Raw genomic sequence first — 15,083 nt, 5'->3', positions numbered from 1 at the left:
ATGTCCAGTATAATCAATCGGTTTTTGGGTAAAAAGAGTGTAAGAAATGAAGAGCTTTTGGCACTGGCGGATAGGTTGTCTTTTAGGAACAGTCAGCTGGACAGTTTTTTGATAGGGCATTTTATACAACGTGACAAAATAGATCCAGTGGACTATTTTGTTTTTCAAGAGCAGTTGCTTAAGCTTCATGTTGACCGATTTGAGGTTATGCAGGTAGAGCTGGACTTGTTGAACCAATATTTGCAGTTGGCCGAACATTTTCTTCCAGCAGGTTTTTCAGTCAAATGGGAAAATAAGCTACAGTCTCAGGGTGAAATTATGTTGCCGCCGCTCATTCTTTTTCCTGTGGTACAGCATGCTGTTGAAAATGGTTATAATACGATGTCTTCTCATCCAGTTCGGATTCGCTTATCGGGCTCATCAAAGCTGATTATGCTGGAAGTTAGCTATCGCGTGAACCATTATCTGGAAAGTCAGTTTAGCAGCACATTGATACGTGATTTTCGACAGCGATTGGACTATCTTTTTCCGGAAAAACATAATTTGCTGATGAATAGCAACAGCAATACTTCTCGAATTACGTTAACTATCCAACTTTAGATGATATTGAAGTGTTTTAAGGCATTCCAGATGCCATTTTCATCAACGCTGTCCGTTATATAATCTGCAATTTCCTTTACCTCGGGATTGGCATTACCCATAGCAATTCCAATATGGGTGTGCGCTAGCATGGTAATATCATTTCCGCCGTCGCCAAATGACATGGTTTCTTCCAAAGTGAAGTTGAAATGATCTAAAAAAACATCTATTCCAATTTTTTTGCTTTGTCCCATCGGATTGACATCAGCAAAAATGGGCGTCCATCTCGAAGCAACCGAATTTGGCATTACATTTTCCATGAATTCAGCTTCTTCTTCAGGATTGATGAAAACATTGACCTGCATAACTGAGTCAAGATCAAAATCCTTTTCGTAATCCCGAACTGGTGGGGTGGGGACATTGACCTGTTCGTACATTCGTTGTACCTCCGGTGTAACCTGGTTCAAGGAAATTTCTTTTTCAGACATGAATGAAAAAGTCAGGTCTTCACGCTTTTTAGCATAATCCAATAAGGAGCGAATGTCTTTTTGAGGAATGTTATTTTTATAAATGACTTCCTGTTCCTTCGTGACGCAATACCCGCCATTGAAGGTGATATATCCATCAAAATCGAGGTAACGAATATGCCCCAGCTGATTGTAGGACCTTCCTGTTGAAACAAATACCTTGATGTTTTTTTCTTTTAATAATTGAAATGCTTGTTGAGTAGATTCGGGAACTTGATGTGTTTTGAAACTTAGCAAAGTTCCATCGATGTCAAAAAAGATAGCTTTAATCATGGATTTTTGGGTCAAAATCAAATATACTAAATACTTGGGATAGTGTAACTATTACAATATTAAATCTGCGGTGTTTTATCTCCCATAGGGTTATCTGGTTTTTAATGGAAGTGTGTATAAACATATCTGAATAGAAGGCAACAGGTCTATTCATGGTTTGTTGCGATTTTTGATGAAAATTTTTACCACACTTGGTGGAGATAAGTAAATGTCAATCGCAAGGTTAAGAGGAAATAAAATCGGAAATACAAGGGGATTAATAGGAACATTATAGGTATTCATCCGAATAAGGTCCGAATGAGGTCCCTATAAAGTCCCTCTGAAGTACGTGTTAAAAAAACTGTTAATTTGAAGTTGGTATACTGTTGGATCTTTTGATATACATGATAAAAAAGAGCTCGAGGGCTTGATGATTTGGCCTGATATTGACTTTTTCGATGCAAATAAAAAGAGAAAGATAAAGGAGTTTATGATGCTGTTTCTTGTTAAAGCGAAACAACTGCAAGATATCGTGTAACGCCAGATTTTCTTTAGTGGATTTTCGCAAAAATCTGACACAATCTTCTCTAATAATTTCGTAAATTTCAAGTTCAAAAAAATGTAAATTGTCTTGCATTTAATGTATTGTATTAAAGAGGGTTAGAATTTTATGTATATTATTTTCGATACGGAAACGACGGGTTTGCCTAAGCGTTGGGACGCACCAATTACCGATACGGACAATTGGCCTCGCTGTATTCAATTGGCTTGGCAGATTCATGATGAGATGGGAAATTTGGTCGAACATCACGATTTCTTGATTAAGCCAGATGGATTTGATATACCCTATGACTCTGAAAAAATACACGGCATATCGACTGCATTGGCAGAAGAGCAGGGGTTGCCGCTTCAGGAGGTCCTAGAGAAATTCAATGTGGCATTGAATAAAGCCAAGTTTGTTGTTGGACAGAATATTGGTTTTGATTTGAATATCATGGGCTGTGAATTTTACCGTTATGGTGTTGTGTCCAATATGGCTAATATGCCTGTATTGGATACCTGTACGGAAGTAACAGCTGAACTCCTGAAAATTCCGGGCGGTCGCGGTGGACGTTTTAAATTACCTAATTTGACCGAGCTGCATTCCTATTTATTTGGGGTGCCGTTTGCTGAGGCACATAATGCAACAGCCGACGTTGAGGCAACAACACGTTGTTTTCTGGAGCTTGTCAGAAGAGAGGTATTCACTGCCGAAGAACTTCAGGTCGATACGGGCTACTTTGTCGATTTTAAAACCAACAATCCGGGGCCTATACCTACTGTTGGACTGAAACATATCAACCTAAAAGCAGCTTCTGATGAAATTAGAAAACGGTCTCAGCCAGATGAAGTCAAGGTTGTCGTTGATGCGGACGCGTTAGCAGCTTTAAAGGATGCCAAATTTGCCCATTTACATAACCACTCTCAGTTTTCGATCCTGCAGTCGACGATGTCGTACGATAAGTTAGTTTCGGCAGCGGTCAAGGATAATATGCCTGCTGTTGCGTTAACGGATCACGGAAATATGATGGGGGCTTTTGAGTTTGTTTCTCGTGTTATAGGCCATAACAAAGAAGTTGAAGCACAAAATGCGGAGGCAGTTGAGAATGGAGAGGAGCCTACTGGTCAGCTTTTAAAGCCAATTGTTGGTTGTGAGTTTTTTGTTTGTGAAAACCACAAAGATAAGTCCAGGAAGGATAATGGTTATCAGATTGTGTTATTGGCGAAAAATAAACGCGGGTACCATAATCTGGCTAAACTGGCTTCTTTTGCTTATACGTCAGGGTTCTATTATGTGCCGCGGATTGATAAAGATCTTATTCTTCAATACAAGGAAGATGTTATTGCTCTGTCAGGTAACTTACAGGGCGAGGTGCCGAATAAAATACTGAATATTGGTGAGAGCCAGGCCGAAGAAGCTTTGCTGTGGTGGAAAGAACAATTTGGGGATGATTTTTACCTGGAATTGATGCGTCATGGTCAGGAAGATGAGGATCGTGTGAACCAAACCTTGCTGAAGTTTTCCCGTAAATATAAGGTTAAAGTTGTTGCGACCAATAATACGTATTATGAGAAGAAAGGCGATGCGCATGCACATGATATTTTGCTGTGTGTAAAGGATGGTGAGAAACTCTCAACGCCAAAAGGTAGAGGACGAGGGTTCCGTTTTGGTTTACCGAATCAGGAGTATTATTTCAAGTCTTCGGATGAAATGAAAGCTTTATTTAAAGATTTGCCCGAAGCGATTCTAAATATTCAGGAGATTGTCGATAAGGTAGAGATATTTAAGTTAAACCGGGATGTCCTTTTACCTAAATTTGATATACCCGAAGAATTTCAGGTGGAAGCCGACCTTGAAGATGGTGGAAAACGTGGTGAAAATAAATACCTGGCTCATCTCTGTTATGTGGGGGCTGAGAAGCGTTATGAGGAAATAACAGATGATATTCGCGAACGTCTTGACTTTGAGTTGGCTACCATCGAGAAAACGGGGTATCCAGGGTACTTTTTGATTGTTCAAGATTTTATTGCGGCAGCCCGAGATATGGGAGTTTCCGTGGGGCCAGGACGGGGATCTGCTGCTGGTTCGGCGGTAGCCTATTGTTTGGGAATTACCAATATCGATCCGATTAAATATGACTTGCTTTTTGAGCGTTTCTTGAATCCCGACCGTGTGTCAATGCCCGATATCGATATCGATTTTGATGACGAGGGGCGTGGTCGTGTCATGCAATATGTAATCAATAAATATGGAGCTAGTCAGGTTGCCCAGATTATTACCTATGGTACAATGGCAGCGAAGTCATCCATCAAAGATACAGCGCGTGTATTAGACTTACCTTTGGGTGATGCCAATGAGATTGCCAAGCTGATTCCGAATCTTAAATTATCCAAGATTTTTACTTTAGATGATGCTGGCTTAAAGGAAAAGCTGAGAACTGAGGAAATTGAAGCTGTTAATCGGTTGAAATCTATTGCTGATGGTGCTGGATTGGAGGCTGAAACGATCAGACAGGCCCGGGTTTTGGAGGGTTCTGTCCGAAATACAGGTATCCATGCCTGTGGTGTTATCATTACGCCAGACGATATTACTAATTTCGTTCCTGTTTCTTTGGCAAAAGACTCAGATCTTTATGTGACGCAGTTCGATAACCACGTTGTTGAAAGTGCAGGTTTGCTGAAAATGGACTTTTTGGGTTTAAAGACACTGACACTGATTAAAGATACAGTCGAAAATGTCAAATTAAGCCATGGTATCGTGCTGGATCCGGATCAATTTCCGATCGACGATGAGCTTACTTATGAGCTCTTTCAACGGGGAGAGACCATCGGGGTGTTTCAGTATGAATCTCCTGGAATGCAGAAATACATGCGAGACCTTAAGCCGACAGTATTTGCCGATTTGATTGCGATGAATGCACTTTATCGCCCGGGTCCAATAGAGTATATTCCAAGTTTTATTAAGCGTAAGCATGGTATAGATCCTATTGTTTACGATTTGGATGCCTGCGAGGAATATTTGAAAGAAACGTATGGAATTACGGTATACCAGGAGCAGGTAATGCTTTTGTCTCAAAAGTTAGCTGGATTTTCGAAAGGTGATGCCGACGTTTTGCGTAAGGCCATGGGTAAGAAGCAAAAGGCAGTACTGGATAAGATGAAGCCTAAGTTTGTGTCGCAGGCAGAGGAGAAAGGACATAATGCAAAAGTTTTGGAAAAGATCTGGACCGACTGGGAAGCTTTTGCAAGTTATGCATTTAATAAATCCCATTCTACCTGTTATGCTTGGGTTGCTTATCAAACAGCCTATTTGAAAGCACATTTTCCAGCGGAATATATGGCTGCGGTACTTTCTAACAATATGAATGACATCAAGCAGGTGACATTCTTTATGGAGGAATGTAAGCGCATGGGGCTAGAGGTACTTGGTCCTGATGTGAATGAATCCTATTATAAGTTTACAGTAAATGAGTCCGGCGCTATTCGTTTTGGAATAGGTGCAGTTAAAGGTGTCGGGGCAGGAGCAGTAGATGCTATCGTGCAAACTCGACAATCAGGATTGTATAAATCTGTTTTCGATATGGCCAAACGGATTGATCTTCGTGCGGTCAACAAGAAAGCTTTCGAGAGTCTGGCTTATGCTGGTGGTTTTGATAGTTTTGAGAACACGCACCGTGCACAATATTTCCATTCGGATGAAAATTCAACAGGAATGGAAAAGGCGATACGATTTGGCCAGCGCTTTAAAGAAAATGAAAGTTCGGCCCAGGCGAGTTTGTTTGGTGTAGGTGGAGCAGCAGAATTGCCGGAACCTGTTTTGGCACCATGTCCGCAATGGGGATTGATTGAAAAGCTTAAATATGAAAAAGATGTTATCGGTATTTATTTGACCAGTCACCCCTTAGATACATACCGGTTTGAGATTGAGCATTTTTGTCAGAATTCGGTTTCAGATTTGGCATTGATCAATAAAGTTAAAGCGGCAGAGGTCGATGAAGAGACTTTGCTTGAGTTTAATCGAATCAAGAATAAAGAATTGGTGATTGGTGGCATTATCGCATCGGCAAACCATCGATTGACGAAGACTGGTAAGCCTTTTGCGTCGTTTATCATAGAAGATTATAGTGATTCTTATGATATGGCAGTTTTTGGCGAAGAATACGTCAAATTGAAGGGGTATTTGCAAGAAGGCTATTTTGTGCAATTACGAGGTTTGGTACAGGAACGTTTCAGACAGGTTGGAAATTGGGGCTTTGAGCTGCGTAGTGTACAGTTACTTTCGGATCTTCGTGAGAAGATGGCGAAGAGTTTTACGATCAATATTCCTTTACCTAAGTTGAATGAAGCATTTCTTGACGGAATCAAAGATATACTGGCGCAAAATGAGATTGAGGGGGTTGTGCCAAATTGTCAATTAAAGTTTAAAATTTGGGATCCCCAAGATGAAATATCTGTCGAAATGCCAGCTAAAAGTCTGAAAATAAACCTAACAAATGAATTTTTGGAATGTATAGATAAGTTTGAAGGGATAAATTACCGATTGAATTAGTTTGGATTGGAATTTGTGTAATTAAGATTACAAATACATTGGTAGTTGTTACTATCTTTGTTTATTGATTTTAGCAATTAAATAGTATTAAAGATATAACTTCGGTTTATAAAATTAAAAGATTATGGCATTAGAAATTACAGATAGCAACTTTGAAGAAGTTGTCTTAAAAGCAGACAAACCAGTATTAATTGATTTTTGGGCAGAGTGGTGTGGTCCTTGCCGTATGGTAGGTCCTGTGGTTGAAGAACTGGCTAAGGATTATGAAGGTAAAGCTGTTGTAGGAAAAGTAAATGTGGATGAAAATCCAGAGATTTCTGTTCGTTATGGCATTCGTAATATTCCAGCTCTATTGTTCTTTAAAAATGGAGAAATTGTTGATAAACAAATTGGAGCCGTTCCAAAATCAGTATTGAACGAGAAATTAGAAAAACAATTAGCATAACTTAGCTAAATAATAATAAAAAGCCTGAAATATTATCTTTCAGGCTTTTTTTGTTTTTAAAACCCCATTTTTTTTGATTTTATTTCAAACTTTAGTTGTTTTATGTCTATATTTTGTTTGTTTTGCGTATTGTTTGTGTTTATTTTGCTACTTTAATAGTGTAATGTGCTGTATTTTTAGTGTTTTAGTGTTTTTAGTGTGATTTTGTTGTTGTTTTTTGTGTATTTATATTTATTTTTTGATAAAAAATCAATTTTATTTGCAAAAACAAATATTTTTTACTTCTTTTGAGTATTGAAATTGGTTTTCGAAAAGAATTTGTTTCGATTTTTTGATTTTGATGTTATTTTTTTTGACTCGATGATTTAGGAGTTGTTTTTTTTGAAAAAAATAGAAATTGACAAAGATTTTCCCTTTCAAATACCCTAGATTATGCCTCGCGTTGCTCTCCGTAACGCGAGTTTTTTTTGGGGCTAAAGTATGGGTAAAAACAAAAGCGGCTATCCTTTCGGATAGCCGCTTTTTATTATTGACTAAATAAACTGAATTATTCAGCAATTACTTCGAAAGGAACTTGAACTTTCACTTCTTTGTGTAAGTTTAAGTTTGCGATGTATTCACCTAGTTCTTTAGGTTCTACTTCGAAAGTGATACGACGACGATCTACATCAAAACCTTTTGCTTTCAACGCATCAGCAATTTGAATGCTGTTTACTTTACCAAAGATTTTACCAGATTCACCTGCTTTAGCACCGATTGAAAGTTTGATAGCTTCCAATTTACCAGCTAATTCAGTAGCGTCTTTTTTGATTTTTTCTTGTTTGAACTGAGCTTGTTTGATGTTCTCAGCTAAAACTTTCTTTGCAGATTCAGTCGCTTGGATAGCAAATCCTTGCGGGATTAAGTAGTTACGACCGAAACCTGGCTTTACATTAACGATATCGTTTTGCTCACCTAAGCCTTTGATATCTTGTTTTAAAATTACTTCCATTTTCTATCGTCCTCCTTATTTAATTGCATCAGCTAAGTAAGGTAATAAGCCGATGTGACGAGCACGTTTAACAGCTTGAGCTACTTTACGTTGAAATTTCAAAGATGTACCAGTTAAACGACGAGGTAAGATTTTACCTTGATCATTTACAAATTTCATCAAGAAGTTAGCATCTTTATAATCGATATATTTGATACCATTCTTTTTGAAACGACAGTATTTTTTACGGTTGTCCTCTACTTTAGGAGCAGTTACGTATTGGATATTTTCGTTAGCCATTAGTTTGCGCCCTCCTCAGTTTTAGTTTCAGCTTTTTTGTTGAATGCACCGCTACGTTTTTTCTCGTTGTATGCTTTAGCATGTTTGTCTAAGCTTACAGTCAAGAAACGCATAATGCGCTCATCACGTTTGTATTCAACCTCTAATTTATTGATTAATTCACCTGGAGCCTTGAATTCAGTTAAGTGATAAAATCCAGTAGTTTTTTTCTGGATTGGATACGCTAATTTTTTCAAACCCCAATTGTCTTCAGCGACAATCTCGGCTCCGCCTTCTGTTAAGATGTTTTTGAATTTTGCGATTACTTCTTTCGCAGCATCATCAGAAAGCAACGGGGTAAGAACGATTACAGATTCGTACTGTTGCATTGTGTTAATTAATTTTGTTATTTAAAATTCCACTTTTGTGGAAGTGCAAAGGTAGTTATTATATTGTTATGTTGCAAAGCTTTGAAATAAAAAAGTTTAGATCCTTTGGAGGGATCTAAACTTTTCTCAACCGAACTAGGCTATATTTTAGTTCAATTTCTTTAATTCTTCTTTGATAGCTGCCTGTATTTTCTCGCTAACAGGGACTAAAGGAAGTCGTAATTGATCTTTTCCGATCCCCAATTCTTGTAGAATATATTTTACACCAGCAGGGTTTCCTTCAATAAAACACAGATCTGTAATGTTAAGGAGTTCATTATGGATCGATCTAGCTTCCGCATAATTGCCTTCAGCGCATAACTTAGCTAATGTGGCGACCTTTTTCGGTAATGCGTTTCCGATCACTGAAATGATACCAGCAGCTCCAAGAGACATCATCGGCAAGGTAACCGGATCATCTCCGGAGATCAATAGAAATCCTGTAGGTTTATCCCGTAGAATTTCGCTGAATTGTGCAAAATTTCCAGAAGCTTCTTTGATGGCTACGATATTGGAAAAACCATTGGCCAGTCGTAATGTTGTCTGTGCTGTTATATTGCTGCCCGTACGCCCAGGCACATTGTATAAAATAACCGGAAGTGGAGAGGCGTTTGAAACAGCCTTGTAATGCTGGTAAATGCCTTCTTGTGTTGGTTTGTTATAATAAGGAGATACGGATAAAATTGCACAGAAGCCTGTTGGATCAAAGTTTTTAATTTGTTCCACAATTTCGGCCGTATTATTACCACCAATTCCAGCAACCAAAGGAAGTCTACCGTTCACGCGCTTGACAGTAAAATCCCAGATACGCTTTCGTTCATCATTGGTTAAAGTGGCAACTTCTCCAGTTGTACCTAAAGAAACCAAATAATCCATACCTTCGTTGATTTGCAAGTCAATTAGCTGACCTAATGCTTCGAAATCAACAGATTCATCTGAGTTAAAAGGAGTGACTAATGCTACTCCTGCGCCGTGAAGCTCGTTCATCTTGTTTTTGTATTTATATAAATTTAATTAAAAAAACTTACTTGGGATTAATGAGTTCAAATAGTTCTTGATCATTAATCATCGGGATACCTAATTTTTCTGCTTTCGCTAGTTTGGACGGTCCCATTTTATCTCCCGCTACGAGGTAGCTTAATTTGGCAGAAATGGAAGATAACATCTTTCCGCCATTGCTTTCAATTACTGCTGCTAGCTCTTCACGTGAATGGTCTGCAAATACACCGGAAATCAGGAAGGTTTTCCCTTCAAGTGAATTGCTCGCAAGGATGATCTCCTTTTCCTCAATTTCGAAATTTAAGCCATAATTTCTCAGTGCAACAATCTGTTGTTGATGAATTGGATTGTCTAAGTATTCTTTGACACTCTCCGCAATACGGCGTCCAATATCTTGTACTCCTTCGATTTCCTCTGTCGAGGCTTGCGCGAGTGCATCAATATTTTTGAAATGCTGAGCTAATTTTTTTGCAATCGTCTCGCCGACATGACGTATTCCAAGCGAAAATAAGACTTTTTCAAAAGGTTTTTCTTTGGATTTTTCGATGCCGTTGAGCATGTTATCGATTGATTTTTGACCGAAACGTTCCAGTTGTTGCAGGTCATCTTGATGGTCTTTTAGGCCATAGATGTCAACGATATTGCGTAACAAACCTTTCTTGAAGAAAGTATCCACGGTCTCGTCTCCCATTCCCTCGATGTCCATCATTTTTCGTCCGATAAAATGCTGCATTTTGCCAACAATTTGTGGCGGGCATCCAGTTTCATTAGGGCAGTAGTGTACGGCTTCGCCTTCTTGCCGTATGAGTACTGTGTCGCATTCCGGACAAGATGTGGGGTAGACAAAACTTGTTGATCCTGCTAATCTTTTCTCGAGGTTTACCCCAATTATTTTAGGTATAATTTCGCCCCCTTTTTCTACAAAGACAGTGTCATCTTCGTGTAGGTCGAGACGTGCGATTTCATTTGCATTGTGTAGGGAAGCGCGTTTTACCGTTGTGCCTGCCAGTTGTACAGGTTGAAGATTGGCAACAGGTGTAACAGCGCCGGTGCGTCCAACTTGATAACTAATCGAGTTTAGTGTGGTTTCTACACGCTCTGCTTTGAATTTATAGGATATTGCCCAACGTGGATTTTTGGCAGTAAAGCCAAGTTCCTCCTGCTGTGCGTAATCATTTACTTTAATAACAATTCCATCAATTTCATAACCTAGGTTATGACGTTCGACATCCCAGTAGTCAATAAATGCAAAAACATCGGTTAACGTGCTGCATTTTCTGCTATGCTCGCTGACGTGAAATCCCCAGTCTTTGACATGGTTTAAGCTATTCCAATGGTCGTGAAATAGATTTGTTCTGTTGTCGCAGTACAAAAAGTAAAGGAAACAGTCCAATGGGCGTTTTGCAACTTCAGCAGAATCTTGGAGTTTGATGGTTCCAGAAGCGAAATTTCTTGGGTTGGCATAAGTTTGCTCCTCATTATCGGCTCGTTCCTTATTCAGGCGGAGAAAAGCTGATTTGTGCATAAATATTTCACCTCGTATTTCGAATTGATCTGGATAATCTCCTTCTTTGAGTTTGATCGGGATAGAACGAATGGTTTTAACATTGTTTGTGACAACATCGCCTTGTGTACCATCACCGCGCGTAACGGCTTTACTTAGTAGGCCATTTTCATAAGTCAAGCTGATGGATAAACCGTCAAATTTTAATTCACAAACATATTCGAACTGATCGCCGATGATTTTGCGGATTCGCTGGTCGAAGTCAAGTAACTCCTCCTGATTGTATGTGTTGCCCAATGAAAGCATTGGCCAGCGGTGCTTTTCCGTTTGAAATCGGGAGGTAATGTCTCCACCAACACGCTGTGTAGGGGAGTTGGGGTCGGCAAAGTTGGGATATTGAGCTTCCAGCGCTTCGAGTTCCTTTAATTTAAGGTCGAAGTCGTAGTCCGAAATAACACTGTTCGCCAATACATAGTATTGATAGTTATAATGGTTGAGCTCTGCCGTTAAGTCTTTTATCTTTTTTTCAATATCCATCACCAACATTTTGCAAAATTACAAATAAAAAGTACGTTTAAATAAAATAAATAAAGAATCTTGTCGTAATGACTGCTTTATTTTGAAAATGCGTTTTTCTGCATTTTATGTTACAGGGAAATAATACGCTATTTGAAATCCTCTGGATTTAGCTGAGAAAATTTATGTTTGTTATTTGTGTAAAAATCAATGATAATCGATTTTGTGTACTGTCCTTTTGTATTTTCTTTCACCTTGTATTTTTTTCGTTTTTTAGCATTTTTGAAAATATTCAAGAAGAAATACTGATGTGCACGACTGATTGCCCAGGCATCCTTGGGTTTCCTGTCGATCAGAAACTTAGCAAGGGCTGCAAGGTCAAACCAAAGCCTGATGAAAATAATCCATATTGCTTTGCCTAGCGGCAGGTTTTTTTGCAGCATGACCATGTTATTCCTAAAATTGAGGTAAGTCTTTTTGGGATTACTTGCATTGAGGGTTCCCCCACCAACATGATAAACAATAGATTTAGGACAATAGCCTATGCCATAGCCCATTTTCTTTAATCGCCAACATAGATCGATTTCCTCCATATGAGCAAAGAAATCTTCGTCAAGGCCATCTGCCTCTTTCCAGGCGTCAGAGCGAATAAAAAGTGCCGCTCCAGATGCCCAGAAAATCTCGGATTCATTATCGTACTGTCCCGCATCATCTTCTACTTCATGTAGGATTCTACCTTTACAGAAAGGAAAGCCAAAGTAATCCAGATACCCACCGGCCGCTCCGGCATGTTCGAACTTCTGCTTGTCATGAAATGAACGTATTTTGGGCTGTGCTGCTGCCAGGGAAGGGTTTCTTTCCAAGTATTCAATCACTGGCTCAATCCAGTTTTGGCTCACTTCAACATCCGAATTGAGAAGTACATAGTAATCAGCATCTACACGCTGCAGTATTTTGTTATAACCTCCCGCGAAGCCATAGTTTTTGTCATTTTCAAGGATAGTAATCGTCGGATAGTACTGTTTCACAAATGAAATTGAATCATCATCGGAGGCATTGTCTCCAATGACAAATTCGACATTCGGATACGAACTGTTATATACGGATGGTAAAAATTTTTCCAGGAAAAATCGGCCATTCCAATTGAGGATAACGACAGCTACTTTTGGTAATTTACTCATTTTCTACGTTTTCTTTTCCAGCGATTATGTGACCATAACCAATATTCTGGGTTTTCACGAATAAGCTGTTCAGCAAATTGATTGTGTATATCGGTAATTTCATGTTCTCCAAAGCCACTTGGATCTTCGATTAAAGTAACGAATTTACAGAAATATTGCCCTCTTTTGGGCTTTCTTCCGATATAGCAATAGACCACAGGCGCTTTACTTATTCTAGAAAGTCTTTCGGCTCCTGTATAGACCAATGTTTCCTGATTTAGCCAATTAATAAAATAATCGGAATCCGAATACAGCGGTGTTTGATCGGCAACGAGTATACTGATATTGGGCTGGCCTTTCAACTTTACGATATGGCGGAGTATTTGTTTCATTGGTACCATTTCGGCGCCAAATCTTCCACGCATATCATTGTATACGGTATCAATATCTTTGTTATTGAGTGGTTTGTATACAATCAGCGTAGGAAAGTTTGTAATTAAGCTCAAACGGTGAATACCCAGCTCCCAATTGGCATAATGTGAGGTCACCCCGATTACGTTTTTGCCCGCTTCGAGGTGTTTCGTCAATTCTTCTACATTATCCAAAGTCATCTTTTTCTTGACTTCCTCAGCCGTAATCGTTTTCAATTTGATCGATTCGACAAGAAGATCCGGGAAAAAACGATAAAACTTTTTGGCAATCACCAGACGTTCTTTATCCGTTTTTTCTGGAAAAGCATTCTTTAAGTTCTGAAATACAATATTCTTCCTATATCCAATAATATAGTAGAGTATGTAATAAAGCCCATCGGAGATCAAATATAGAAACCAATAGGGGAGAAGAGATATGATATAGATTAATGCGTTTAACGCTTTTTGTTTCATGCTATAGCTAAAATTCCCAGTGTTCTTTACAAATATCCTTAATTTAAGTTATTTTTGCGTCACTTATAACAAAAATCATCAGTTTTTATGGAATCGCAGTTATTACTTCCGGCATGTTATCTTCCACCAATATCCTATTTTCATACGATACATGAGCATAATCTTCCTTTGGTCATCGAGAAATATGAGCATTTTCAAAAGCAGAGTTATCGTACGCGAGCACGCATTGCTTCAGCAAATGGTGTGCAGGATTTGATCGTACCCATTCAACATGGCAATAAAGAACGTGTTCCTATGAAAGATATTCGGATAAGCTATGAGTTTGACTGGCAGCGTTTACATTGGCTAAGTATTCAGACAGCTTACCGTAGCTCTGCATATTTTGAATATTATGAAGATGATTTTATACGGTTCTATAAGGAAAAGTTTGCGTATTTGGTAGACTTTAATGTTGCTCAGTTAGAACTCATTCTAAAATCGATCAAACTTAAACGAGCAATAGGGTTTACAGAAGAGTATGTTGCTGCGCCTTCGGAAATGATCGATTTCCGTAACCTGATTCATCCTAAAAAAGAAAGTGTATTGCGTGATCCAAAAGAATATTATCAGGTTTTTTCTGATAAAAATGGCTTTTATCCCGATTTAAGCATTATTGATTTGCTATTCAATCAAGGACCACAATCAAAAAGTTACCTGTAGCCTGACGGTTTTTTTGAACAAAATGCGTTTAATATTGTTGTTATTCAATATTGAACGCATTTAAATGAAACATTTCTTTTTTACTTTTCTTCTTTTTTCTTTGTGTTGGACTTTCGCGCGGGCTCAGGGCGGTGTTGATACGATACATTATCGAAAAGTTTACTATTGGGGTACAACGGGAATGGGCTTTCCGATCGGAAAAACCAAAGATATACTTTCGCCAAAGTTTTCTGGTAGTATTGGTTTGGATATCTCCCTGAAAAATCCAATGTTTTTCGTATCCCCCACACTTTATACACTTTCATTCAAGTATAAGCAGCGATTGGTCGATCCGAATTTTGAGTATCGTATCGAAGATGCAAATACCAATTTCTATACCCTTTCATTTTCGGGGGGCATTAGGAAGCAGATGCGATTATTGAATATCTATGGTTTTGTAGGTCCCGGTGTAGGATTGACGAGTGAGCCAAGGGCGAATGTACTCGCAGACCAAAAGCTTATTAAGATGGAAAATAAAAATCACCTGAATTTCTCCAGCAAAATAGGTGCTGGGGCAGATTATAAATTTAACGGTTTCTTTTTAGGGCTTGAGCTTGGTTATCTCCATAATTTTAGGAAGATTCAGGACACTCCTGTGAATATTTTTACCGTCATGGTTGGATTAAAATCCGATATTACACAAATTGGGGATAAAGTCATCAATGTCATTGGTATCGATGGTTCCATTAGTGGTAAAAAAGAGAAAAAATAGA

General features: G+C 38.6%; 13 protein-coding genes. 5 read left to right on the top strand and 8 right to left on the bottom strand.

Features of this window, described 5'->3' with window-relative positions:
• Positions 1 to 600, top strand: coding sequence for a hypothetical protein (locus tag BV902_RS23460; protein WP_075994010.1), 600 nt, complete (start codon positions 1 to 3; stop codon positions 598 to 600).
• Here the strand turns inward: BV902_RS23460 and BV902_RS23455 are convergent.
• Positions 597 to 1,379 (bottom strand): Cof-type HAD-IIB family hydrolase, encoded by a 783-nt coding sequence (locus tag BV902_RS23455; protein WP_075994009.1) that lies wholly within the window; start codon positions 1,377 to 1,379, stop codon positions 597 to 599. The two genes, BV902_RS23460 and BV902_RS23455, sit on opposite strands and share 4 nt — an antisense overlap.
• A gap of 649 nt (positions 1,380 to 2,028) precedes the next feature.
• On the opposite strand from BV902_RS23455, the gene dnaE reads away from it, so the two are divergent.
• Both dnaE and trxA read left to right on the top strand, forming a co-directional pair.
• Positions 2,029 to 6,447, top strand: a complete 4,419-nt coding sequence (dnaE, locus tag BV902_RS23450; protein WP_075994008.1) for a DNA polymerase III subunit alpha — start codon at positions 2,029 to 2,031, stop codon at positions 6,445 to 6,447.
• 124 nt (positions 6,448 to 6,571) lie between these two features.
• The gene (gene trxA, locus BV902_RS23445) at positions 6,572 to 6,892 is read left to right on the top strand and encodes a thioredoxin (protein ID WP_046671752.1); all 321 of its coding nucleotides are present in this window, start codon (positions 6,572 to 6,574) and stop codon (positions 6,890 to 6,892) included.
• A 547-nt stretch (positions 6,893 to 7,439) separates the two neighbouring features.
• Here trxA and rplI read toward each other — a convergent pair.
• From rplI to BV902_RS23405, 7 genes are all read right to left on the bottom strand, one after another.
• Complete coding sequence (gene rplI / locus BV902_RS23435) at positions 7,440 to 7,883, bottom strand: 50S ribosomal protein L9 (protein WP_046671751.1); 444 nt, start codon at positions 7,881 to 7,883, stop codon at positions 7,440 to 7,442.
• Between the two features lie 15 nt (positions 7,884 to 7,898).
• A complete protein-coding gene (gene rpsR, locus BV902_RS23430) occupies positions 7,899 to 8,162 on the bottom strand; it encodes a 30S ribosomal protein S18 (RefSeq protein ID WP_028071347.1) in 264 nt (87 codons plus the stop codon).
• Positions 8,162 to 8,530 carry a 30S ribosomal protein S6 gene (gene rpsF / locus BV902_RS23425; RefSeq protein WP_046671750.1) on the bottom strand — a complete coding sequence of 123 codons (369 nt, stop codon included), beginning with the start codon at positions 8,528 to 8,530 and terminating at the stop codon, positions 8,162 to 8,164. The genes rpsR and rpsF overlap by 1 nt, the downstream gene beginning before the upstream one ends.
• Before the next feature lie 147 nt (positions 8,531 to 8,677).
• A complete protein-coding gene (gene dapA, locus BV902_RS23420; protein ID WP_075994006.1) occupies positions 8,678 to 9,556 on the bottom strand; it encodes a 4-hydroxy-tetrahydrodipicolinate synthase in 879 nt (292 codons plus the stop codon).
• A gap of 37 nt (positions 9,557 to 9,593) precedes the next feature.
• On the bottom strand, positions 9,594 to 11,618 hold the full coding sequence (gene ligA, locus BV902_RS23415) for an NAD-dependent DNA ligase LigA (protein ID WP_075994005.1): 2,025 nt from the start codon (positions 11,616 to 11,618) through the stop codon (positions 9,594 to 9,596).
• A 119-nt stretch (positions 11,619 to 11,737) separates the two neighbouring features.
• Positions 11,738 to 12,769: a glycosyltransferase family 2 protein gene (locus BV902_RS23410; RefSeq protein WP_075994004.1), complete on the bottom strand. Its 1,032-nt coding sequence runs from the start codon at positions 12,767 to 12,769 to the stop codon at positions 11,738 to 11,740.
• On the bottom strand, positions 12,766 to 13,632 hold the full coding sequence (locus BV902_RS23405) for a lysophospholipid acyltransferase family protein (RefSeq protein ID WP_075994003.1): 867 nt from the start codon (positions 13,630 to 13,632) through the stop codon (positions 12,766 to 12,768). Before BV902_RS23405 ends, BV902_RS23410 begins: the two co-directional genes overlap by 4 nt.
• Positions 13,633 to 13,719: 87 nt before the next feature.
• Between BV902_RS23405 and BV902_RS23400 the strand changes: the two genes are divergently transcribed.
• Both BV902_RS23400 and BV902_RS23395 read left to right on the top strand, forming a co-directional pair.
• Positions 13,720 to 14,331 carry a WbqC family protein gene (locus tag BV902_RS23400; protein WP_075994002.1) on the top strand — a complete coding sequence of 204 codons (612 nt, stop codon included), beginning with the start codon at positions 13,720 to 13,722 and terminating at the stop codon, positions 14,329 to 14,331.
• Positions 14,332 to 14,395: 64 nt separating this feature from the next.
• The gene (locus BV902_RS23395; RefSeq protein ID WP_075994001.1) at positions 14,396 to 15,082 is read left to right on the top strand and encodes a hypothetical protein; all 687 of its coding nucleotides are present in this window, start codon (positions 14,396 to 14,398) and stop codon (positions 15,080 to 15,082) included.
• Position 15,083 lies beyond the last annotated feature (1 nt).

This window comes from Sphingobacterium sp. B29 (genome assembly GCF_001952815.1).
GTDB classification, from domain to species: Bacteria; Bacteroidota; Bacteroidia; order Sphingobacteriales; family Sphingobacteriaceae; genus Sphingobacterium; species Sphingobacterium siyangense.
This window is presented reverse-complemented; position numbering and strand designations above follow the sequence as displayed.

What these genes read in the sequence shown, in the direction of transcription:
- BV902_RS23460 (WP_075994010.1), top strand. Translation starts at nt 1, where the DNA reads ATGTCCAGTATAATCAATCGGTTTTTGGGTAAAAAGAGTGTAAGAAAT.
- BV902_RS23455 (WP_075994009.1), bottom strand. Translation starts at nt 1,379, where the DNA reads ATGATTAAAGCTATCTTTTTTGACATCGATGGAACTTTGCTAAGTTTC.
- dnaE (WP_075994008.1), top strand. Translation starts at nt 2,029, where the DNA reads ATGTATATTATTTTCGATACGGAAACGACGGGTTTGCCTAAGCGTTGG.
- trxA (WP_046671752.1), top strand. Translation starts at nt 6,572, where the DNA reads ATGGCATTAGAAATTACAGATAGCAACTTTGAAGAAGTTGTCTTAAAA.
- rplI (WP_046671751.1), bottom strand. Translation starts at nt 7,883, where the DNA reads ATGGAAGTAATTTTAAAACAAGATATCAAAGGCTTAGGTGAGCAAAAC.
- rpsR (WP_028071347.1), bottom strand. Translation starts at nt 8,162, where the DNA reads ATGGCTAACGAAAATATCCAATACGTAACTGCTCCTAAAGTAGAGGAC.
- rpsF (WP_046671750.1), bottom strand. Translation starts at nt 8,530, where the DNA reads ATGCAACAGTACGAATCTGTAATCGTTCTTACCCCGTTGCTTTCTGAT.
- dapA (WP_075994006.1), bottom strand. Translation starts at nt 9,556, where the DNA reads ATGAACGAGCTTCACGGCGCAGGAGTAGCATTAGTCACTCCTTTTAAC.
- ligA (WP_075994005.1), bottom strand. Translation starts at nt 11,618, where the DNA reads ATGTTGGTGATGGATATTGAAAAAAAGATAAAAGACTTAACGGCAGAG.
- BV902_RS23410 (WP_075994004.1), bottom strand. Translation starts at nt 12,769, where the DNA reads ATGAGTAAATTACCAAAAGTAGCTGTCGTTATCCTCAATTGGAATGGC.
- BV902_RS23405 (WP_075994003.1), bottom strand. Translation starts at nt 13,632, where the DNA reads ATGAAACAAAAAGCGTTAAACGCATTAATCTATATCATATCTCTTCTC.
- BV902_RS23400 (WP_075994002.1), top strand. Translation starts at nt 13,720, where the DNA reads ATGGAATCGCAGTTATTACTTCCGGCATGTTATCTTCCACCAATATCC.
- BV902_RS23395 (WP_075994001.1), top strand. Translation starts at nt 14,396, where the DNA reads ATGAAACATTTCTTTTTTACTTTTCTTCTTTTTTCTTTGTGTTGGACT.